This window comes from Kribbella sp. NBC_00662 (genome assembly GCF_041430295.1).
Taxonomy (GTDB): Bacteria; Actinomycetota; Actinomycetes; order Propionibacteriales; family Kribbellaceae; genus Kribbella.
Genome location: NZ_CP109029.1, coordinates 451,806 through 472,399, shown reverse-complemented (window position 1 = coordinate 472,399; position 20,594 = coordinate 451,806). Strand labels below are relative to the sequence as shown.

Genomic DNA, 20,594 nt, shown 5'->3' with positions numbered 1-20,594 from the left:
CTCCGCCGACGCGCGGACCACGTCGCCACGTCCACGTGGTCCGCGCACGTTGCGCGCGTCGACTCGAATCGAGATGCCTGCCGCTCGATCCTTGATTGGCTTGAAGGCGACTACCGGCGTGGTCCGGAGGATGTACGAGGGCTGATCACGGTCAGCGGCGTCGACATGATTCCGGAACCAGGCCCCCCGGTTCAGTCCTCCGTGAGCTGCTCGGACCATCTCTCAGAAAGGTCGACCCATGGCTGGAGTGGTAGAGCCGGTTGGCGAGAAAAGGGTCTACGTCCTTGATCCGAGAGCGCGCCGTGCGTGTACGAGAACGGGTGGAGTCTGAATGGATGTGGTCCGGTTTCGACGGATGCGGCGTGACGTGCTGGACTCGCTTGCTGTCCTGTCCGACGTTGAGTATCAAGAGCGCGCGTGGATCCGCGGCGAAGGATTCCTGCCCGGGCAGTACGACGATTTCGATTACCACGTCCATGTCTTGTACGACGAGACAGCAGTACTCCCTGATCCGGCAGATTCGATAGGGACCGTGCTGGTGCCAGGAGACGAGATCGAGCGACTCCGCAATCTCGGGCGGCTCCTGGATGCGTTGCTCGCCGAGCACGGCGACGTGGGTGCGAGTGTCTTCATGGCGGATCCACGGTGGCCAGAGGTCGGGCGTATGGCAGCGCTCGCGTTGGCGGCCATGGTCCGCAGTTGGGGAATGGACCGATGAACAGCAGCACGAGGCCCGACCCACAAGGACTCTCGAGCCTGCATGCTTCCCCGTCGCCGGCGATCATGCCGCTGCCCAAAGGCAGCGCCGGAGGCGGCCGAACGGCAGTCGCCTTGGAGCGGTGTCCGGTTTGCGTTCCCCAGGTATCCCCGTAGTCGACAGGAGTGCGGTCGTTGTCGCCACGGTTCCGCATGCCGCCGGAGGCGGCAAACAAGACTGTCGCCGCGGAGCGGCGTCCTTTGGACGGTGTCCGGCGGTTACTTCTTCGGGGCGGACGTGGCTCGGATGTGGAGTTCGGTGCGGAGGGTGACTGTGGAGGGTGGGCGGCCGGGGGAGGTGGTGCGGTCTTTGAGGAGCATGCCGGCGGTTCGGCCCAGTTCGTAGGTGGGTTGGGCGACGGTGGTGAGGCTGGGGACGACGAGGTCGGCCCAGGGGATGTCGTCGAAGCCGACGACGGCGATGTCGTCGGGGGCTCGCAAACCCTTGCGGGCCAGGCATTCGAGGGCGCCGACGGTCATCAGGTTGTTGGTGGCGAACAACGCCTCAGGTGGATCGGCCAGCTCGAGCAGGCTTTCCATCGCGGCGTACCCGCCGGCCTCGCGGAAGTCGGCGTGCCGCACCAGATCCTTGTCGTACCGGATCCCACCAGCACGCAAGGCCGACCGATACCCGCCCAGCCGATCCATCGCAGTCGACACCTTGCGCGGACCGGTGATGCAAGCGATCCGCCGATACCCGCCGTCGATCAAGTGTTTGACGCCCTCAAACGCACCGTGCTCGTTGTCCACAAGCACCGTGTCCGCCTCGACGCCCTCAACCCGACGGTCAATCATCACCAACGGGATCTTCGCGTCCGCGAGCAGCTGCACACCCTCCGCGGTCGACGTCGGCGAGATCACCACCCCGGCCATCTGATCGGTCAGTACGGCGGACGCGTACGCCGCCTCCTTCGCCGGATCCTCGTCCGAATTGCACAGTACGACGTGGTACCCCTCCGTCTGCGCCACATCCTCGAGCCCGCGGACCAAAGAGGTGAAGAACGGGTTCTCGATGTCGGAGATGACAACGGCCCACAGGTTCGTGGAGGACTTACGGAGGTTACGAGCGACGCCGTTCGGCCGGTAGCCGAGTTCCGCGACCGCGGCGCGGACCTTCTCGGACAGCTCCGGGTCCACGTTGCGCCGGCCGCTCAGGACCCGCGACACCGTCGCCGGAGACACCCCCGACCTACGCGCGACGTCGTAGATCGTCGTCATACCCGCTCCCCGCTGGAGATCCGATGGTCGTCTGGATCGCACTCTAACCCCGATCCCGAGCAAAGGATCTCATGACGCGATGGAGTCCAGCAGGGCTAGGGCGGCAGCGCGAGCGGGGGCCGAATCGGCGGCGCCGTTGACCGTGGTCGAGAGCGCACCGGCGGCGTTCGCGAGCCGTACGGCGTCCACCAACCCGGCGCCGTCCGCCAGCGAGGCGGCCAGTGAACCGCAGAACGCATCGCCCGCGCCGACCGTGTCGACGGTAGCGACCTCGAAAGGATCCACGCGCTCCTCGAACCCCGCGGCCCGGTCCAGCACGAACGCGCCCCGCGAACCCAGCGTGACCACACAGGCACGCAGGTCCCAGTCCTCGGCGAGTTTGCGAGCGACCATAGGCACGCCCGAGTCGTCGCAGTCCAGCCCCGTGAGGGCCGCCGCCTCAACCTCGTTCGGCACCAGGATGTCGACGTACGCCGCCAGCGACTGATCGACCGGGCCGACCGGCGCGGGGGTCAGGATCGTGGTCACGCCGGCGGTCGAAGCGAGCCGGAGGGCGGCGTGACTCGCCTCGACCGGGAGCTCGAGCTGGACGCTGAGCACTTTGCTGGAAACGAGCACCTCGGAAGCGGCCTCGACATCCGCAGCCGTGATCGCCGCGTTCGCGCGGGACACGATGATGATCGAGTTGCCGCCGTCCGGCAGCACCACTGGCAGCCCGACCCCGGTGCCCAGCGACGGGTGCCGCACGATCCACGACGTGTCGACCCCGTTCGACGACAACAGCTCGAGGAACTCCTCGCCGTACCGGTCCTCGCCGATCGTGCCGACGATCGCCGTACGTGCACCCATCCGCGCCGCCGCGATGGCCTGGTTCACCCCCTTGCCACCGAGGAACTCCGCGAACCCGGTCCCGTGCAACGTCTCCCCCGGCAACGGCCGCCGCTCCGCCGACGCCACCAGATCCTTCATGAACGACCCCAGCACGCAGACATCCGTCATGCCTGGTCCTCGGCGAGACGCTTGCCCAGGGCACCGGATGGATGGAACTGCGCGAAGTCGTGATGACTGAAAGATCGCAGTACGACGAGAGCGCACGCCAACGCATCGCCCATCGCCAACGAGGCCGTCGTCGACGCGGTCGGTGCCAGGTTCAACGGATCGGCCTCACGCAGCACCATCGTGTCGAGCGTGTACGTCGCCAGCCGGGCCAGCGTGGACCGTTCCTGACCGGTCATCGCGATCACCGGGATCTCCCGCTCCCGCAGCATCCGGGCAAACTCGCACACCTCGGCCGTCTCGCCGGACGCGGACAACGCGAGCACGAGATCGCGCCGAGTCACCGCACCGGAGTCGCCGTGCAGCGCGTCGCCGGAGTGGATGAACGTCGCCGGCGTACCCGTGCTCGCCAGCGTGGCGGCGATCTTCCGGCCGACCAGACCGGACTTCCCGAGACCGGTCACCACCAGGTGACCCTCGCACCGGGAGACCGCGAGAAGCACGTCCAGGAAGACCCCGTCCAGGCGATCCGCGAGTGCCGACACGGCCGCGGCCTCGGTCTCGATGGCGTCGCGTGCCGCCTGTAATCCCCGGGCGACCAGGTCCCTGGACAGCTCGTCGGCCGTGCGGTGGGCGGACGCACGGTTCGGCACAACTGGCATCCCAGCGCCTCTCATCTCAGAAATCGATTTCCGCAGATTAGGCAGCGAGCTCGCCCGGTGTCAACGGCTGCACCGAGGTCGAAATCCTTGCCCACACGCAGGAATCGACAGAGGTTGACCACATCGTCATCTCGTCGGCTCTTGACCGACCAAGCTGCCGATCGTAGATTGCGAGAAATCGATTGCCCCTCGGCCGCCTCGAGTCCCCGCCCGAAACACACCACCCTGGAGCACCTGATGGCTGCATCACCCTTCCCTGCCAGGCAGCTCAGTCGCCGGTCCGTATTGCGCGGCGGCCTGGGCGCGTTCGCCGCGACGGCTGCCGGCGTACCGCTGCTGTCCGCGTGCGGCAGTAACGAGTCCGGCGGCAACGCCAAGGAGATGTCGTTCTGGAACTTCTACGGTCCGTCGGACGACCAAGGACCGCAGAGCAAGTGGTTCGTCGACACCGTCGCCGAATGGAACAAGAACAACGACGTCAAGGTCAAGCTGCGCTACATCCCCGGCAAGGACTACCTGAACGGGACCACCCTGCAGACCGCGTTCCAGTCGGGGCAGGGTCCGGACATCTTCCTGATCAGCCCCGGCGACTTCCTCCGCTACTACAACGGCGGCGTACTGCAGGATCTCGGCTCGGCGTTGTCGGACGAGTCCAAGAAGGACTACCTGCCCGGTCTGCTCGAGGCGCGCAGCGTCGACGGCAAGGTGTACGGACTGCCGATGGAGATCGAGCCGCTCGCGATGTACTACAGCGAGGCCGCGTTCGAATCGGCCGGCCTGTCCGAGGCCGACCTGCCCAAGACCTGGGACCAGACCATCGCGGTCGCGCAGAAGCTGACCAACAGCAAGCGGTACGGCGTGATGTTCGAGACGCTCCCGGGCTACTACCAGAACTTCACCTGGTACCCGTTCATGTGGCAGGGCGACGGCAACGCGATCAAGGACGGCAAGTCCGCGTTCGACTCGCCGGCCTCCGTACAAGCGCTGAAGTTCTGGGGCGACACGATCAAGAACAAGGTTGCCCCGCGCAAGGCCCTCGGCGACGGCGGCGGCGACGTGGTCTCGAACCTCGGCTCCGGCGCGGCCGCGATGCAGCAGAGCGGGATCTGGGCGGTCGCGGACATGCGGACCAAGGCGAAGACGTTCAAGTACGGCATCATCCCGCTGCCCACTCCTGACGGCGGCTCGGCGGCTACCGACCTCGGCGGCTGGGCATTCGTCGCCAACTCCAAGGGCAAGAACCCGGAGGCCGCGGCGAAGTTCATCGCCTGGGCGCTCGGCTCGACCGATGCGGCCGGTGTCGAGCGGCAGCGGCAGTGGAACACCGTGGTGAAGACGAACCTGCCGCCACGGAAGTCGGTGCAACAGGCCGCGGACGCCAAGGGTGCGTTCGCCGACGGCGCGCTGAAGAAGTTCGTCAGCGAGATCGCGCCGACCGGCAAGCCCGAGCCGCGGTTCCCACCGGAGGTGTACCAGCCGATCGCCGACGCGATCCAGGCCTGCCAGCTGAACGCGGCCGATCCGGCCAAGGCGGCGGCCGACGCGGCGGAGAAGATCGACACGTTCCTGAAGACCTACCAGGGCGCGCCGATCAGCTGATGGTGACCACGACAGCCCCTCCCTCCAAGCCGCTGGTGAAGGCTTCGGGGAAACCCAAGGCAGGTATGACGCGGAAACGGCGCGAGGCGTTGGCCGCGTACGCCTTCCTCGCCCCCGACACGATCGGTCTGCTGATCTTCGTCGCGATCCCGATGGTGCTGGCCTTCGGTGTCGCGTTCTTCAAGGTCGATGGCTTCGGCAACTATCAGTACGTCGGCCTGGCCAACTACAAGCTGATGGCCGGGGACGACCAGCTCTGGGCCTCGTTGAAGGTCACCGCGATCTACGTGGTCACGTTCGTGCCGATCGCGTTCGTGGTGAGCTTCGCGCTGGCGATGCTGGTTCGCAACCACTTCAAGGGCATCGGTTGGGTCCGCTCGGCGTTCTTCCTGCCGAACGTCGTCAGCCTGGTCGTGGTCGGCCTGATCTGGCAGTTCCTGCTGGTCGACAAACGCGGCGCGCTCTCCAAGATCCTGGCGCCCTTCGGCCTCGGTGACGTGTCCTTCCTCGGTACGCCGTCCCTCGCGCTCGGCACCTATGTGGTGATCAGCGTCTGGTTCCTGATGGGGTACCAGATGCTGGTGTTCCTGGCCGGGCTGAAGGATGTGCCGAAGGAACTCGAGGACGCCGCGCAGATCGACGGTGCGGGCTCCTGGCAACGGTTCCGGTACGTGATCTGGCCGCTGCTCCGGCCGACCAGCTTCTTCGTCGTGGTCAACTCGACGATCGGGGCGGTCACCGGTCTGCAGGCGTTCGACCTCGTCTTCGTACTCACCAAGGGCGGGCCCGCTCGCGCGACCAGCACGGTCGTGCTCTACATCTACGAGCAGGCGTTCACGTTCAACAACATGGGGTACGCCGCGGCGCTGACCACTGTGGTCGTGGCGATTCTCGTCGTCTGCACCGGCCTGATGTTCGGCGTCACCCGAGGAGGTCGCTTCGATGAGGATTAGGTTCTTCCCGATCCTGGCTCATGTGCTGGCGATCATCGCGGTCGCGCCCTTGCTGTGGATCCTGATCAGCGCGTTGAAGCCGGCCGAGGACGTGTTCAACTTCGGCTGGCCGTCGACGTGGACGCTCGACAACCTGCAGTACGTGCTGCTGAAGATCCCGATGCCGCGGTTCATGCTGAACTCCGCGATCGTGTCGGTCACGGTCACCGTGGTCGCACTGTTCTTCCACAGCATGGCGGCGTACGCGCTGGCCCGGCTGCGGTTCCCGGGGCGGGGGATCATCTTCTCCGGGATCATGTCGACGCTGCTCGTGTCGTTGCCGGTGATACTAGTTCCCTTGTTTCTAGTGGCAAAGCAACTAGGTCTGCTGGACAGTTATGCCGGGTTGATCGTGCCGAGCATCTTCCACGCGTTCGGCATCTTCCTGCTCCGGCAGTACTACCTGAACATCCCGCGTGAGCTCGAGGAAGCGGCCGACCTGGACGGCTGCGGCTACTGGCGGCGGTACTGGAGTGTCATCCTGCCGCTCAGCCGGCCGGTGCTCGCCTCGCTGTCGGTGCTGTTCTTCCTGGCCAACTGGAACGCGTTCCTCTGGCCGCTCACCATCACCCGGAACCCGGACCTGCGGGTGATCCAGCTCGGCGTCTCCGGCATGCAGGGGCAGTACGCCTCGGCCTGGAACCTCATTCTCGCGGCTGCCGTGATAGCGGCCATTCCCACGGTCGTGGTGTTCGTCGCGGGCCAGCGCCGCCTGGTCGACGCGATGAAGACGACCGGCCTCAAGTGAAGGATCTGCTATGAAGCGTGGGGCCTTACTTGCTGTCCTGCCGCTCGTTTTCGGAGCGGCGACACTGCTCACCCACTCGTCTGCCGCGTTGCAGCCGTCGACTGTCGCCTCGGCCGGCCATACCAAACGGTATGGTATGGAAACCGCTGTCGGCACCGCCCAAGTCGACTCGAAAGGTATACCGAGCAAGAGCGACGGTGACCTGTGGCCGTCCTGCTGGGCCGGCAACGACAAGCTGTACGCCGCCAACGGCGACGGCAAGGGTTTCAGTACCGACGGGGACTTCGCCGACATCGCGGTCAGCGAGATCAACGGCACGCCGGGAAACTTGTCCGGGGCAACGATCTCCAAGGGTGAGCAGGTCGGGTCGGTCTGGAGCGGCGCCGGGTACAACCGGAAGCCGACCGGGATGGTCTGCGTCGGGGACACGCTGTACCTGGCGGTTCAGGACCTCGCGCTCGACTTCAACGACGTACCGGCAGCGACGATCCTGAAGTCGACGGACCACGGAAAGACGTGGACCTGGGACAAGAAGAAGCCGATGTTCTCCGACCACGTCTTCACGACGATCTGGTTCGCGGACTTCGGCAAGGGCGGCGCGCTCGCACCCGACGGATACGTCTACGCCTACGGCCTCGACGGCAACTGGCGGGACTCGTTCGACGACACCGTGGCCGATCCGCGGAGTGTTTTCCTGGCGCGGGTCCCGAAGAACAAGGTGCAGGACCGCGGCGCGTGGAAGTTCTACACCGGCTCCGGCTGGTCGGCGAAGATCGCCGATCGCAAGCCCGTGCTGACCGACACCCGGCGGCTCTACGCGCAGACCTATGGAACGAACGCGTCCAACCTAAGTGTGATCAGCCAAGGCGGAGTCACGTACCTCGCGAAGCAGAAGCGCTACGTCTACACCTCCTGGACGGAGTACACGTTCGAGTTCTACGAGTCGCCGACGCCGTGGGGTCCGTGGAAACACTTCATGAGCAAGGACTTCGGCGGGTACCCGTGGTCGACGTCGAAGTACGGCGGGTACGGGGTGACGATCCCGTCGAAGTTCGTCCAGCCGGACGGAAACACCATGTACATCCAGGCGAACGTCTGCCCGTGCGGCGGCGGTGGGATCGGTACGTCGGTCTACAACTTCAACCTGCGCAAACTGGTGCTGACGCCGTCGTCCGACGCTCCCGCTGACAACCTGCCCGGAGCCGACAACCTGGCGGCGCCAGCGACAGGTGCGGTAGCGATCGCCAAGTCGACACAGTCCGGCAGCCTCGCGCTGATGAACGACGGCGCGAAGACCGGTAGCGAGTCGGACTTCGACGACGAGGTCAAGGGCGCTTCGTGGTGGGGGTACGAGTGGCCGGCGGGGCACCAGGTGAACAACGTCGAGTTCACGTCGGGCACGGTCTCGGCCGAGGGCGGCTACTTCACCGGGCGGCCGCGCGTGCAGGTCAAGCAGAACGGTCAATGGGTCGAGGTCGGCTCGCAGACGGTGTCGCCGACGTACCCCGGGGATGCGTCGGCAGGAGCGAACACGACGTACGCGATCACATTCCCGGTGCAGGAGACCGACGGCGTACGGGTGATCGGGTTGCCTGGCGGGACGCGTTCGTACACGACGGTGTCCGAGCTTGCGGTCCGATACGTCTCCCAGTTGGCGGACGGCGGCTTCGAGGGCACCGGAGGCGGCAAGCCGGCCTGGCTCTTCGAAGGTACTGCGGCCAACGGCGTCGACCGCGGCCTCGGCTTCGCGCACTCCGGCGCCAACAACGGCTGGATCCGCTGCACCTGCACAGGTTTCAGCGACCTGTACCAAACGGTCCCGGTGACCCCAGGTGCGACGTACACCTTCGGTTCCTGGATCAACGCGTCGGCCAACCTCCCAGTCGACCAGGGCCGCTTCGGCGTCCGCGCGGGCACCACAGACCTGGCCGGAACGACGTTCGGCGCCGGCACCGGCTACGTCCACCACGAGGTGACGGTCAAGGTCCCGGCCGGCGTACACGAGCTAACCGTCTACGCCGGCTTCAACGCCCCCAACCTCGACACCTGGATCCAGGTGGACGACTTCACAGTCAGCTGAACAGGCGGACACCCCTCACTGATCAACCACGCCTCACCGCGGGGCCGCGGTCGCAGCCCCGCGTGCGGAGCCCGTCGCGCCGCGGTGAGGCGTGGTTGGTCAGTGCGGGACGTCCGGCTCACGGCCAAGGGAGAAGGGACGGTGTCGGCCCGGTGATCGGGCCGGGGGTGGGGCGGCCGGCGTACCAGGCTGTTAGGTCTGTGAGGGCGCCGGTCAGCTTCGCCTCTTCGCCCGTGCCGTTCTCCCAGGTGGTGGAGTCGGACTCGAGGATGAGGTGGATGTTGTCAGGGGTGCGGGGGCGGAGGAAGTCCAGGAGGTGGAGGCAGAAGTCCTCGGACCATGTGGCGGGAGTGATGCCCAGGTTGAGGTCCGAGGTGTGGATGGTGAGTTCTCGCCAGGTGGCTTGGAGGCCGGCGGAGAGGTTGCTGTTGCGGTGGAGGATGGGGAGGGGCCAGTCGGTGGGGCTGACCTTGTCCCACGAGGCGAGCAAGGTGGTGACGGCCTGGGTGAGGTGGGCGCGGAGGTCGGCGGCGGAGCGGTCGGCGCCGGCTTCGATGGCGGCGTCGCGAGCCGGGCGGCCGCCGTCGTACACCTCGATGAGCCGTCCCTGGAGCGCCTCGTCGACCTGACGGGTCATCGCCTCGGAGAAGTTCGCGATGTGGGTGATCACGTGACCGCGCGACCAGCCGGGGAGGTTCGAGTCGCCGCGTGCGGTCGCGTCGTCCAGGTCGGCGACGAGGGCGAGCAACTGGTCGGCGGTGGCGCGTACTTCGTTCAGGGCCACAGCAGCTCCTTTGTCCATTCGTCTTCCAGTCGGTACCGCAGGCGTGTGTGCCGGCGATCCGGATCCGCCTGCCAGAACTCGACCTCCTCCGCCTGCAACGTGTACAGCGTCCAGTTCGGCGCGACCAGCCCCGGCTCGGCGGCGATCCGCTCAGCCTGCTCCTTCACCGCCACGTCGATTTCCGCAGGATCCTCGAGTACGGCGCTCTGCCGCCCGACCAGCGCCTCCGCCCGCGCCGCTTCGGGCCGCATCAGGAAGTCTTGCGCCGACTCATCCGCCTCCGCGGGGGAGACCGTCCCGAGCACGCGGACCTGGCGGCCCAGCGGGATCCAGTAGAACGTCAAGGCGGCGTACGGCGAGGTTGCCAGCTCGTCGCCCTTGCGGCTGGTCGAGGTCGAGGCGAACTGCCAGCCGTCGTCCGTCACGTTCTTGAGGATGAGGACCCGCCCGTTCGGCCGGCCGTCGGCGCGGACCGTCGACAGGGTCACCGCGCATGGCTCGGGCACCTGCTCGTCGATCGCGGCCAGCAGCCACTCGACGAAGAGCGGGTGCGGCGTCGCGGGGGCAAGGACGGGATCCCAGGTCGGTGGGGTGCCGGTCAGCGTCGGTACGGCGCGTAGCCGGGTGCGGAGGTCGGTCACGCTTCGAGACCCTAGGCGAAGTATTCACATGGCAGCAACCAGATATCCCATTAGAATCCGTGGATGAGCACGCTGGCCTTCGCCCTCGCCGCAACCATCAAGCACGACGGCCACGGCGGTATCGCAGACCTCCTGGCGACACCGGCGGACGCGGCCGCATGGTTGGAGCAGCAGCAGGACCAGTTCGTGGAGGTTCTGGGCCGGCCACTGGCTGAGCAAGCCCGGCACTCCGCGCCGCGCGCGCCCGCCGCGGCGGCGGGCGACGGCCCGGCGACGAGTGGCCCCGGGGCGGCGGGGTCGAATGAGGGCGCCGTGCGGAGGGGGCCGGGGGCGGCGGGGTCGGGTGAGGGCCCTTCAGGTGACGAGCGCATGCACGGTGAGCTTGTGCGTATTCGGGGGGCGGTGCGGGCGTTGTTTGCGCGGGCGGTTGCGCCTGGGGCGCCGAGTCGGGCGGATTCTCATCTGTTGATGGATGTTGGGGCAGCATTGCGGATGATCAACCAGGCCGCGGGCCGCCTGGGGGCCCAGAAGCTGGTGTGGGAGGGAGATGGGGATCCGGGGGTCGCGTGGGGTGGGGGAACGGCGGATCCGGTGGAGTTGGTGATGGCGGGTGTGGGGAGGTCGACGATCGAGTTTCTGACCAGTGCGGACCGCGCGCGATTGCGGGCGTGTCCGGCTGCTCGGTGCGTCAAGTACTTCTTGCAGGATGATCCGCGGCAGATGTGGTGCTCGGCGTCCTGTGGCAACCGGGAGCGGGTCAACCGGCACTACCGGAAGCGGCACTCCGGATAGCCTGTCGGCCATGACCATCGCGCGTTTCAAGGACTTGTGTGTCGACGTCTCGTCGCCGAGTGAGATGGCCGCGTTCTGGGGCCGGGTGATCGGCCTGACCGCGCCCGCGGACAACCCGAACGTGCTGGTCGGCGACGCCCCGGAGAAGACGATCTGGATGTGCAAGGTCCCGGAGGCGAAGTCGGTCAAGAACCGGGTCCACCTCGACATCATCACCGGCGCGATCCAGAACCTCGAGCGGGACGGCGCGAAGGTCCTGACCCCGGAAACCGAGGAACAGCCCTGGACGGTGATGACGGATCCCGAGGGCGGGGAGTTCTGCGGATTCGTCCGCGACACGGTTCCGGCGTACCGGCTGATGGAGTTGATCGTCGACTCGGCCGAGCCGGAGAAGCAGGCACGCTGGTGGGCGGACGTGGTCGGCGGCGACTTCATGAGCCGGCCGGGTACGCCGTACTTCTGGCTCGAGAACGTCCCGGGCCTGCCGTTCCGGTACTGGGTGTTCGTCCCGGTGCCCGAGCCCAAGACCGTGAAGAACCGGGTGCACTGGGATGTGACCGCGCCCGCGCTGCAGCCGGTGCTCGACGCGGGGGCGACACTGCTGCGGCCCAAGGACGACGAGATCGGCTGGCACGTCTGCGCCGACCCCGAGGGCAACGAGTTCTGCGTGTTCCTACCGCCGCCGAAGGAAGAGGCCTCATGACCAAGCTCGACCTGACCGTCTCCGGGCCTGACCTGACTGAGGCGTTGGTGAATATTTCGTCGGTCAGTGGGACTGAGGAGAAGCTGGCGGACAAGGTCGAGAAGGCGCTCTCGGTGTACGGGCATCTGAAGGTGTTCCGGCACGGGAACACCGTGGTCGCGCGGACGGACCTCGGCCGCGACGAGCGGGTCGTGATCGCCGGGCATCTCGACACCGTCCCGCTCAACGACAACCTCCCGGCCCGCCGCGCCGACGGCCTGATCCACGGTCTCGGCGCCTGCGACATGAAGGGCGGGGTCGCGGTCGCGCTCCGGCTCGCGGCGACGCTGGACGAGCCGAACCGGGACGTCACCTACGTGTTCTACGACTGCGAAGAGATCGAGGCCGAGCGCAACGGGCTGTTCAAGCTGACCCGCTCGAACCCGGAGCTGCTCGAGGGCGTGTTCGCGGTCGTGATGGAGCCGTCGAACGCCGTCGTCGAGGCAGGCTGCCAGGGCACGATGCGGATCGAGGTCACCACCCGCGGCGAGCGTGCGCACTCGGCCCGGTCGTGGATGGGCTCGAACGCGATCCACGCCGTCGGCGGGGTGCTGGCGCGACTGGCGGCGTACGAACCGCGACGGGTGCCGATCGACGGGCTCGAGTACCGCGAGGGGCTGAACGCGGTCGCGATCACGGGTGGCGTCGCCGGGAACGTCGTACCGGATCTGTGCACGGTGACGATCAACTACCGCTTCGCGCCCAACCGGTCCGAGGCGGAGGCCGAGGCACACCTGCGCGAGGTGTTCGAGGGGTACGACGTCGCCGTGACGGACTCCGCTCCGGGCGGGCTGCCGGGGCTGGAGCGGCCGGCCGCGGCGGCGTTCCTGCAGGTGGTCGGGGGAGAGCCGCAGCCGAAGTTCGGGTGGACCGACGTGGCGCGGTTCACGCTGCTCGGCGTACCGGCGGTGAACTACGGGCCCGGCGATCCGCTCTACGCGCACAAGCAGGACGAATTCGTGCCCGAGGCCGAGATCGAGCTGTGTGAACAGCGGTTGAGGAGTTGGTTGACGGGCCGCGCCTGAGCCGCCCGCGTTACCGGTCAGGCCATAATCTGGACGCATGTCAGAACCATCGATCCACCCCGACAGACCGGTCGGCCCGGTCGGCCAGCAGCAGCGCGGGCCGATCGTGATGCGGCGCAAGCAGGTGCAGCACTCCACCTCCGAGCAGCGGCTGCTGGACAGCCGCGGACCGTCGGACTGGGTGCACACCGACCCGTGGCGGGTGTTGCGGATCCAGTCGGAGTTCATCGAGGGGTTCGGCATGCTGGCCGAGCTCGGCGCCGCGATCAGCGTGTTCGGCTCGGCGCGGACCAAGCCGGACGACCCGATGTACGCCGCCGCGGAGGAGACCGGGCGGAAGCTGGTCGCGGCCGGGTACGCCGTCATCACCGGCGGCGGACCGGGCGTGATGGAGGCGGCGAACAAGGGTGCGTCCGAGGCGGGCGGCGTGTCGGTCGGGCTCGGGATCGAGCTGCCCTTCGAGAACGGCCTGAACGAGTGGGTCGACATCGGGATGAACTTCCGGTACTTCTTCACCCGCAAGACCATGTTCGTGAAGTACGCGCAGGGGTTCGTGGTGATGCCGGGCGGGTTCGGCACGCTGGACGAGCTGTTCGAGGCCCTCACGCTGGCGCAGACGCGGAAGGTCACGTCGTTCCCGGTCGTGCTGTTCGGAACGGCGTACTGGGGCGGGCTGGTCGACTGGCTGCGGAACACGATGCTCGAGGACGGCAAGATCTCGGCCGCCGATCTGGAGATGTTCACGGTCACCGACGACGTGGACGAGGCGATCAGCTACATCATGAAGGCGGGCGAGCTGGCCGACGCCGCGGCCCAGGAAGCCGCCGAGGTGGCTGCGGAGGACGTGGAGAGTACGTCCGCGAAGGCGCGCCGGCTGGGGTCCGACGGGAGCTGAAATCCCGGGTGATGGTTCGGTTGACTCGGACGGCATGGCACGATCGGACCCGTGATGTGGTTCTTCGGGCTGATCGTCGTGGTGTTGATCGGGGCTGTCGCGGTAGTCGCCTCGGGTCGTTGGGGTGCCATGAGCACGGCGTACGACGACCGGCCCGACATGACCGTGCCCGCACGGCAGGCGCTGACGTCGACGGATATCGAGTCGGCACGGTTCGCGGTCGGGGTGCGCGGCTACCGGATGGACGAGGTCGACACGCTGCTCGAGCGGGTCGCGAAGGAGGTCGCTGAGCGGGACCGCCGGATCGCGGACCTGGAGCGGGCAGTCGCGCCGATCGTCGACGCGCCGGACGGCGCCGGGTTCACGTCGAGGTCGCAGTACGACGCGTCGGAGTTCGAGGACACCGGGCCGCACCAGCCGATCCTCGTCGGCGGCGACTTCCCGACCGGCGAGCCGACGAAGGACGAGCCGCCGGCGAAGGACTCGACCGCGCAGGTACCACAGGTCGGCGTCCCGACTGCGCCCACCGAGCCGACGCCTGCCGCTGAGCCGACGCCTGCCGCTGAGCCGACGCCGGCCGCTGAGCCGAAGCCTGCTGCTGAGCCGGCGCGTGCTGCTGAGCCGCAGGCTGATGTCGCGGCGGCGGAGGATGACGAGCCGGAGACGTCTGAGCTTCCGCGGACGCGGCAGCAGGCGGCGGGCGACGAGTACGAACGCCTGCAGGCCGAGGCCCGAGCCCTCCTGGAGGCTCAGTCCCAGCCGGTCACACCCCGCCGCACCCCCGCCACACCCCATCAGCAGCCCCCACAACAGCCGAACGACCAGCAGCCACCCCAGGAACAACCACCGTCAGCCAGCACGCAGCCATCAGTTGACGCGGAGCCGGTGGCGGGTGACCAGGCCGCTCCTGCGCAGCACTGGACGCAGATGCCGCCGCAGCAGTCGGTTGACGGCGAGCAGGCACCCGTCGAGCAGTCCGCTCCGGCGACGCACTGGACGCAGCAGGAGCAGCAGCAGTACGTCGTGCGGGAGCAGGCGGGTGGTCAGCAGCAGTCGCAGGAGCAGGTGCCTGCGTCCAACCAGCAGTCCGGCTCGCAGCAGCCGGCGGTGCCCCAGGCTCAGCAGCAGGCGTCCGGCCAGCAGGCGAGCTCGCAGCCGTCGCAGCAGGGTGGCGCGCAGTCGCAGCAGCAGGGTGAGGGGGAGGGGTGGCGGTTCTGGCCGCCGGCGGAGCAAGAGGGCGAAGGCGCTTATCAGCGGCCGAGCTGATGGACGGATCGGGGAGTTGTCACGCGGAGGCGTCGGTCGTACTGCGGCTGTCGCCGGAGGCTGCCTGGGACGTCGTGATGGACTGGGACCGGCAGTCGCGGTGGATGTTGCTGACCCGCGTCTGGGGGACTGAGAACGACGGGATCGGCGTCGGCGGCGGGGTCGCCGCGCGGACTTCTGTCGGTGGCGTCGGGTTCACTGACGACATGGTCATCACACACTGGGATCCGCCGCGCGTGTGCACGGTGAAGCATCTCGGCAAGATCGTCCGCGGCACCGGCACGTTCACGATCGCCCCGGTCTCCAGCGGCAGCGTGTTCACCTGGGAAGAGGACGTCGACCCGCCGCTCGGCCGGCTCGGCTGGATCGTGGCCCGACCGGCCTTCGAGCTGATGATGCGAGTCTCGCTGCACCGTCTACTCCGCGAGGTCCAGGCATGACCGTGATCGGCCCGGACGGCCAGCCTCGGTGTGGCTGGGCGACCTCAGCGCCGGAGTACATCGAGTATCACGACAACGAGTGGGGCAAGGAGATCCGCAGCGATGTCGGCCTGTTCGAGCGGATGACGCTCGAGGGGTTCCAGTCAGGCCTGTCGTGGATCACGATCCTCCGCAAACGGGAGAACTTCCGTACTGCGTTCGCGCACTTCGACCCGGAGACGATCGCGAAGTACGACGATGCCGACTTCGACCGGTTGATGGCCGATCCCGGCATCGTCCGCAATCGCCTGAAGATCAACGCGACGATCAACAACGCCCGCGCGCTGCTGGAGCTGGACGACGGCGAGTTCACCGAGCTGCTCTGGTCGTTCAAGCCGGCCAAGCACAAGGCGCCCAGGACGTTCGCCGACGTCCCGGCCACCACACCCGAGTCCGTGGCCATGTCGAAGGCCCTGAAGAAGAAGGGTTTCGTCTTCGTCGGACCCACCACGGCGTACGCGTTGATGCAGGCGACAGGCATCGTCAACGACCACTTGAAGACCTGTATAGCCCGGTAAATCTCGTGCACGTGCAGCTGCCTTCTGCATCTGCAAAAGGCTCTTTGGCGAAACGCAAACACAAACGGCTGAACGAGTTGTGCACCGGGCACTGAACGTGATGAGGTGTTCATCGGGCTCCCCGACTGTCAGGTGGTTGTCCGGCCGTGACTCGCCCGGCCGGAACGCGGTCTGGGAGCCCACCAAACGTTCTACGGCAGGTTGTTGGAGCCGTCCGAGGTGAAGGCTGTCCGGAACACATCCGTTCCGGTCAGCCCGCTCAGTTGCGTGCCCGTCGGTGTGGCGATCAGGTAGAGATTCGCCTCGGCGAACGCGTCCGCCGCATCGTCGTCCGCAGTACCGAACTGGCGTGTCCAACTGCGTGTGTGCTCAGGCGAGTACTTCGTCAGCACCCCGTCGAACTTGCCCAGCGGAGTCTCCAACGCGCCGTCGCTGAAGCCGGCCACGTAGAGGTTGCCGGCGGAGTCGACCGCCACAGCGGCGGCCTTGTCGTTGGTGGACGTGCCGAGCTGGTCGCGCCAGGTCAGGTTGCCGTCCGCATCGGCGCGAGCGACCAGGAAATCCTTGTCACCGTTGAGCGTCCCGGCGAAGTCACCTGCCGTGTACCCGGCGAGGTACACGCCGCCGGCAGGGTCCGCGGCGAGCGCCCACACCTCGTCCGCAGCAGCAGTGCCGACCTGCTTCACCCACATCGGAGTGCCGTCCGTCGAGTAGCGCGCGAGGAGACCGTCCACACCGGCGTCGCCGGCGATCATTCCACCCAGATACACCGAACCGTCGGAGACAGCGACCGCCATCCCCTTGTCCTCGCTGGCGCTTCCGGTCTGCCGCAACCACACCAGCCGCCCGTCACCGTCGAGCCGCGCGAGGAACACCTCCTTGTCGCCCTGGTTCGCCCCGTCCAACGCGCCCTTCGTGTAGCCGCCGACGTAGACATCGGTCCCGGAGACCGTCACCGAGTAGCTGCGATCCGCCACCCCCGGTACGCCGAACTGCGTCAGCCACCGCCGATTCCCCTCAGCGTCGTACTGCGCCACAAACCCATCGTCCGTGGCGTTTCCGGCATGCTTGCCGTCCAGATCGCCGTTCGTGTACCCGGTCACGACGACGCGCCCGCTCGCGTCCACAGCAACGCCGTACGCGCGTTCCGTTCCACTCGTCCCGAGCGATCGTGTCCATACCCGGGACCCGTCGGGCCCGTACTTGATCAGCGCGACATCCGTCCCGCCCGCGTACGGTTGCCCGTCCAGCGCACCCGCTGCCGCGACCGCCTGATAAACGTTGCCCGAGGCATCAGTCGCGATGCCGCCGGCGCGGTCGTCGCCCGCCGTACCGGTGATCGCGGCCTGCATCGGAGTGGCCGGCGGCTTGCCGATGTACTGGAAGATGTACTTCGCGCCCTCGGCGAACGTCGGTCCCCACACGTCCCAGTCGTGCCCGCCGTTGACGACGCGGAACTCCGACGTCAGGTTCGGCACCCGCGACGCCTGGTTGAACACGACGTGTGCCTCGAAGTCGAGGTCGTGGGTGGCATCGATCGCCTTCGGGTTCTTGTACTCGTCGTCGCCGACCGCGATGTACAGGTGCGACTTCAGCCCCGTCGCCGAGAACGACTTCAGCGTCGCCGGCCAGTTCAGCTTCAGGTACGTCGACTCGACGAACGGATCCTTGCCCTTGCCGAAGGCACCGAAATCACGGGTGCTCGAATCGGCCGGCGGCAACGGGAAGTACACCGCCGGGCTCAGTGCGATCGCCGCGCCGAAGACCTCGGGATGCGCCAGCGAGTACCGCAGCGCACCCGCGCCGCCCATCGAGTAGCCGGCGATCGCCCGCCCGCTGCGGTCCGCGATCGTCCGGTACGTCGCATCGATCTGCGGCACGAAGTCCCGGAAGAACGCCGTCTCCACCGGCCGCCCCGGCTGTGCTTGACCGTCTTGGCTGCCCTTGTACGCCGAGTCGACGTACCAGCTCGCCCGGCTGCTCCACGGCGCGTCCGGCATGATCGCGATCGTCGGCGGGATCTCCCCGTCGCCGATCAGCTCGTCGAGCCGGCTCTTCACCTGCGTCCAGGCGCTCATCGAGTCCCCGCGCCCGTGCAGCAGGTAGACGACCGGGTAGCGGCGGGTGGACGCGTCGTACCCGGCCGGCAGGTAGACGTTGTAGTTGATGTCCTCACCGAGTGTTGCGGACCGCACGGCGGCGGACTTGATGACGCCCGGAGCAGCAGCGGTGGCAGCAGGTGCAGCAGCGGGCGCGGCACCGGATCCAGGCACGACGAAGCTCCCGACCAGCGTGGCGGCGGTCAGGGCAGGCAGCAGCAGTTTCCTCACAGGTCAGGTTGTAATCGCTTACGTAAACGATTACAAGACCCCGTTCACCGGCCGTTGAAGCTGGGCTTCTCCTTCGCGACGAACGAGGCGACCGCGTTGTGGTGGTCCTCGGTCCCGCCGGTCAGCTGCATCTGACCCGCCTCGAACGCCAGCGACTCGGCCAGCGTGTGGGTCGCCGAGTAGTTCACCGACTGCCGCACGGCGCCGTACGCGACCGTGGGCCCCTTGGCCAGCTTCCCGGCGAGCTCGGCGACGGCCGACCCCAGCTCGGCGGCCGGGACGACCGAGGTCGCCAGGCCGAGATCCAGTGACTCGGCGGCGGGGATGGTGCGCGGGAAATACAGCAGCTCGAGGGCCTTCGCCCGCCCGATGAGCCGGGGGAGCGTCCAGGAGATGCCGGTGTCACAGGACAGCGCGATGCCGGTGAAGGCGAGGTTGAACCCCGCGGTGTCGGCCACAACGCGGAAATCGCACGCGAACGCCATCGACGCGCCGGCGCCCGCCGCCACGCCGTTGACCGCCGCGATCACCGGCTTGGGCATCTCGGCGAGAGCCAGCGCGATCGGCGCGTAGTGGTCCGGCACCGTGCTCCACAGCGCGGCCTGGTCGTTGGCCTGCAACAGCCCGATGTGCTCCTTCAGGTCCTGCCCGACGCAGAACGCCCTCCCGGTCCCGGTCAGCACGACGACGCGTACGGCGGGATCCTCGGCGGCGGTCCGGATCGTGTCCCGGAGCAGAACCTTCGTCGGCGTGTCGAGCGAGTTCATCGCGTCCGGCCGGTTCAGGGTGATGGTGGCCACGCCGTCCGAGACGGCGTACACAACAGAGTCACTCATCGTGGTCAGCTCCTTGACTGTCGGTAAGAATTTCAGTGCAGTGTCAGGCAGTTGTCGACGAAACGCCCGGCCGCGGGGCCCAGTCGTTCGGCGTGGAAATCGAAGAACTCGGCCGCCCTGGTGCCGGCCCAGTCGTCGGGCAGCAGCTCGCCCGGCAGCCCCGGGTCGCGGAACAGGAACTTGCGCCACTCGTGCACCAGCTCGGACCGGACGGCGAACGCCTGCTCGTCACCCCCACCGTGACCCCCACCGTCGCCCGCCTCGTCGACCAGCGACTTCGCCTCGATCAGCCAGGCGTCGTACGACGCGCCGAGCTCGTCGAGTTTCCAGACCCGCCGGGCGAACTCCACGGCGCCGTCGTCGACCGGCGCGCGGAACCGGTCCGCGGCGATCCCTTCCATGCCGAGAATCTGGTCGACCTCGGCGTCGTTGCGCAGCCCGACCCACGCGCCGTCGGACAGCGGAGCCCAACCCAGGAAGGCGAGTTGGCTCGCCAGCTGCTCGCGCCGGCGCGCGTTCGGGACTTCGCGCAGGATGCCCAGATGCCAGTGCCGGTCCCAGTCGCCGGGCCCCTCGGAGCCGGTGGCCACCGGCGTGCCGTCGGGGGCGGTCCGGTAGATCCGGGCGGCGGCGTCGTCGAGCCGGCGACGCGCCCGGGACGTCAACGCGTATCCGGGTTGTCCCTCGATCCGCACCGGCTCCAGCCAGCCCTGCCGGACCATCCGGGACACGGCGGTCCGCACCGCCGGCGGGTGGACGCCGAGCGGCGCGAGCAGCTGGACCAGGGCCGCGACCGGGGCGCGCGCGCCACGCGCGCGCAGGTGGTCGCCGTACAGGTCGAAGAGGGCTGAACGGGCGTGCACAAGACTCGAGTCTGCCGTATGGTGCACGGCTCTGGCCTGGGATCGGGAATAATGGGGTCTGATACACACTGCGATACGCGCCGACGGCGCATCACCGCAACGGCGCCGGCGACGGAACGCCTGTGCGGTGTCGTCGCTCAACACCGACACTGGGAAGGGGTGCGCGCATGGCGGCGATGAAGCCGCGGACGGGCGATGGTCCGCTCGAGGTCACCAAGGAGGGCCGCGGGATCGTGATGCGGGTTCCGCTCGAGGGCGGCGGCCGGCTCGTCGTCGAGCTCAACGCGGACGAAGCGACCGAGCTCGGGAACGCGCTGAAGGCTGTCGTCGGCTGACCAGGTTCTCCCCGGGGTGCCGGGACATGACCTCGCA

21 protein-coding genes are annotated in these 20,594 nt (G+C 67.9%); 13 read left to right on the top strand and 8 right to left on the bottom strand.

Translation table 11 applies throughout. The features are described from left to right. The first annotated feature begins 331 nt into the window (after nucleotides 1–331). Entirely contained in the window at nucleotides 332–718 is a 387-nt protein-coding gene (locus OHA10_RS02295; protein WP_371404499.1) for a hypothetical protein, read from the top strand. 257 nt (nucleotides 719–975) lie between these two features. On the opposite strand, the gene OHA10_RS02290 is transcribed toward OHA10_RS02295, so the two are convergent. The 3 genes from OHA10_RS02290 to OHA10_RS02280 all read right to left on the bottom strand — a co-directional run bounded on the left by OHA10_RS02290 (nucleotide 976) and on the right by OHA10_RS02280 (nucleotide 3,632). Beyond that, a complete protein-coding gene (locus OHA10_RS02290) occupies nucleotides 976–1,974 on the bottom strand; it encodes a LacI family DNA-binding transcriptional regulator (RefSeq protein ID WP_371404498.1) in 999 nt (332 codons plus the stop codon). Between the two features lie 69 nt (nucleotides 1,975–2,043). Further along, the gene (locus OHA10_RS02285) at nucleotides 2,044–2,973 is read right to left on the bottom strand and encodes a ribokinase (protein WP_371404497.1); all 930 of its coding nucleotides are present in this window, start codon (nucleotides 2,971–2,973) and stop codon (nucleotides 2,044–2,046) included. Beyond that, nucleotides 2,970–3,632, bottom strand: a complete 663-nt coding sequence (locus tag OHA10_RS02280) for an SIS domain-containing protein (protein WP_371404496.1) — start codon at nucleotides 3,630–3,632, stop codon at nucleotides 2,970–2,972. Before OHA10_RS02280 ends, OHA10_RS02285 begins: the two co-directional genes overlap by 4 nt. Nucleotides 3,633–3,869: 237 nt before the next feature. Here OHA10_RS02280 and OHA10_RS02275 point away from each other — a divergent pair, with 237 nt between their 5' ends. The 4 genes from OHA10_RS02275 (at nucleotide 3,870) to OHA10_RS02260 (ending at nucleotide 9,051) form a co-directional block, all read left to right on the top strand. Then, nucleotides 3,870–5,231 carry an ABC transporter substrate-binding protein gene (locus OHA10_RS02275; RefSeq protein ID WP_371404495.1) on the top strand — a complete coding sequence of 454 codons (1,362 nt, stop codon included), beginning with the start codon at nucleotides 3,870–3,872 and terminating at the stop codon, nucleotides 5,229–5,231. Between the two features lie 65 nt (nucleotides 5,232–5,296). Beyond that, a complete protein-coding gene (locus tag OHA10_RS02270) occupies nucleotides 5,297–6,184 on the top strand; it encodes a sugar ABC transporter permease (protein ID WP_350862203.1) in 888 nt (295 codons plus the stop codon). Then, nucleotides 6,174–6,971: a carbohydrate ABC transporter permease gene (locus tag OHA10_RS02265; RefSeq protein WP_137258312.1), complete on the top strand. Its 798-nt coding sequence runs from the start codon at nucleotides 6,174–6,176 to the stop codon at nucleotides 6,969–6,971. The genes OHA10_RS02270 and OHA10_RS02265 overlap by 11 nt, the downstream gene beginning before the upstream one ends. A gap of 136 nt (nucleotides 6,972–7,107) precedes the next feature. Further along, complete coding sequence (locus tag OHA10_RS02260) at nucleotides 7,108–9,051, top strand: DUF4185 domain-containing protein (RefSeq protein WP_371404494.1); 1,944 nt, start codon at nucleotides 7,108–7,110, stop codon at nucleotides 9,049–9,051. Nucleotides 9,052–9,169: 118 nt separating this feature from the next. On the opposite strand, the gene OHA10_RS02255 is transcribed toward OHA10_RS02260, so the two are convergent. Both OHA10_RS02255 and OHA10_RS02250 read right to left on the bottom strand, forming a co-directional pair. Next, nucleotides 9,170–9,835, bottom strand: a complete 666-nt coding sequence (locus OHA10_RS02255) for a maleylpyruvate isomerase family mycothiol-dependent enzyme (protein ID WP_371404493.1) — start codon at nucleotides 9,833–9,835, stop codon at nucleotides 9,170–9,172. Beyond that, the gene (locus OHA10_RS02250) at nucleotides 9,826–10,476 is read right to left on the bottom strand and encodes a pyridoxal 5'-phosphate synthase (protein ID WP_371404492.1); all 651 of its coding nucleotides are present in this window, start codon (nucleotides 10,474–10,476) and stop codon (nucleotides 9,826–9,828) included. The genes OHA10_RS02255 and OHA10_RS02250 overlap by 10 nt, the downstream gene beginning before the upstream one ends. A 63-nt stretch (nucleotides 10,477–10,539) precedes the next feature. On the opposite strand from OHA10_RS02250, the gene OHA10_RS02245 reads away from it, so the two are divergent. Genes OHA10_RS02245 through OHA10_RS02215 form a run of 7 tightly spaced genes read left to right on the top strand, consistent with a single transcriptional unit; the run spans nucleotide 10,540 to nucleotide 16,193 of the window. Further along, nucleotides 10,540–11,268: an ABATE domain-containing protein gene (locus OHA10_RS02245; RefSeq protein ID WP_371404491.1), complete on the top strand. Its 729-nt coding sequence runs from the start codon at nucleotides 10,540–10,542 to the stop codon at nucleotides 11,266–11,268. A gap of 10 nt (nucleotides 11,269–11,278) precedes the next feature. After that, on the top strand, nucleotides 11,279–11,971 hold the full coding sequence (locus OHA10_RS02240; protein WP_371404490.1) for a VOC family protein: 693 nt from the start codon (nucleotides 11,279–11,281) through the stop codon (nucleotides 11,969–11,971). Then, nucleotides 11,968–13,035, top strand: a complete 1,068-nt coding sequence (dapE, locus tag OHA10_RS02235) for a succinyl-diaminopimelate desuccinylase (RefSeq protein ID WP_371404489.1) — start codon at nucleotides 11,968–11,970, stop codon at nucleotides 13,033–13,035. Before OHA10_RS02240 ends, dapE begins: the two co-directional genes overlap by 4 nt. A gap of 37 nt (nucleotides 13,036–13,072) precedes the next feature. After that, on the top strand, nucleotides 13,073–13,930 hold the full coding sequence (locus tag OHA10_RS02230; protein WP_371404488.1) for a TIGR00730 family Rossman fold protein: 858 nt from the start codon (nucleotides 13,073–13,075) through the stop codon (nucleotides 13,928–13,930). A 54-nt stretch (nucleotides 13,931–13,984) separates the two neighbouring features. Continuing rightward, nucleotides 13,985–15,196 (top strand): DivIVA domain-containing protein, encoded by a 1,212-nt coding sequence (locus OHA10_RS02225; protein WP_371407894.1) that lies wholly within the window; start codon nucleotides 13,985–13,987, stop codon nucleotides 15,194–15,196. Next, nucleotides 15,196–15,636, top strand: a complete 441-nt coding sequence (locus tag OHA10_RS02220; RefSeq protein ID WP_371404487.1) for an SRPBCC family protein — start codon at nucleotides 15,196–15,198, stop codon at nucleotides 15,634–15,636. Before OHA10_RS02225 ends, OHA10_RS02220 begins: the two co-directional genes overlap by 1 nt. Beyond that, nucleotides 15,633–16,193, top strand: coding sequence for a DNA-3-methyladenine glycosylase I (locus OHA10_RS02215; RefSeq protein WP_371404486.1), 561 nt, complete (start codon nucleotides 15,633–15,635; stop codon nucleotides 16,191–16,193). Before OHA10_RS02220 ends, OHA10_RS02215 begins: the two co-directional genes overlap by 4 nt. Nucleotides 16,194–16,384: 191 nt before the next feature. On the opposite strand, the gene OHA10_RS02210 is transcribed toward OHA10_RS02215, so the two are convergent. The 3 genes from OHA10_RS02210 to OHA10_RS02200 are packed head-to-tail and all read right to left on the bottom strand — an operon-like array spanning nucleotide 16,385 to nucleotide 20,222. Next, the gene (locus OHA10_RS02210) at nucleotides 16,385–18,523 is read right to left on the bottom strand and encodes an alpha/beta hydrolase-fold protein (RefSeq protein WP_371404485.1); all 2,139 of its coding nucleotides are present in this window, start codon (nucleotides 18,521–18,523) and stop codon (nucleotides 16,385–16,387) included. 44 nt (nucleotides 18,524–18,567) lie between these two features. Further along, on the bottom strand, nucleotides 18,568–19,359 hold the full coding sequence (locus OHA10_RS02205; protein WP_371404484.1) for an enoyl-CoA hydratase/isomerase family protein: 792 nt from the start codon (nucleotides 19,357–19,359) through the stop codon (nucleotides 18,568–18,570). A gap of 32 nt (nucleotides 19,360–19,391) precedes the next feature. Continuing rightward, entirely contained in the window at nucleotides 19,392–20,222 is an 831-nt protein-coding gene (locus tag OHA10_RS02200; protein WP_371404483.1) for a PaaX family transcriptional regulator C-terminal domain-containing protein, read from the bottom strand. 167 nt (nucleotides 20,223–20,389) lie between these two features. Between OHA10_RS02200 and OHA10_RS02195 the strand changes: the two genes are divergently transcribed. Beyond that, nucleotides 20,390–20,557, top strand: a complete 168-nt coding sequence (locus tag OHA10_RS02195; RefSeq protein WP_012923066.1) for a DUF3117 domain-containing protein — start codon at nucleotides 20,390–20,392, stop codon at nucleotides 20,555–20,557. The last annotated feature ends 37 nt before the right edge of the window (nucleotides 20,558–20,594 follow it).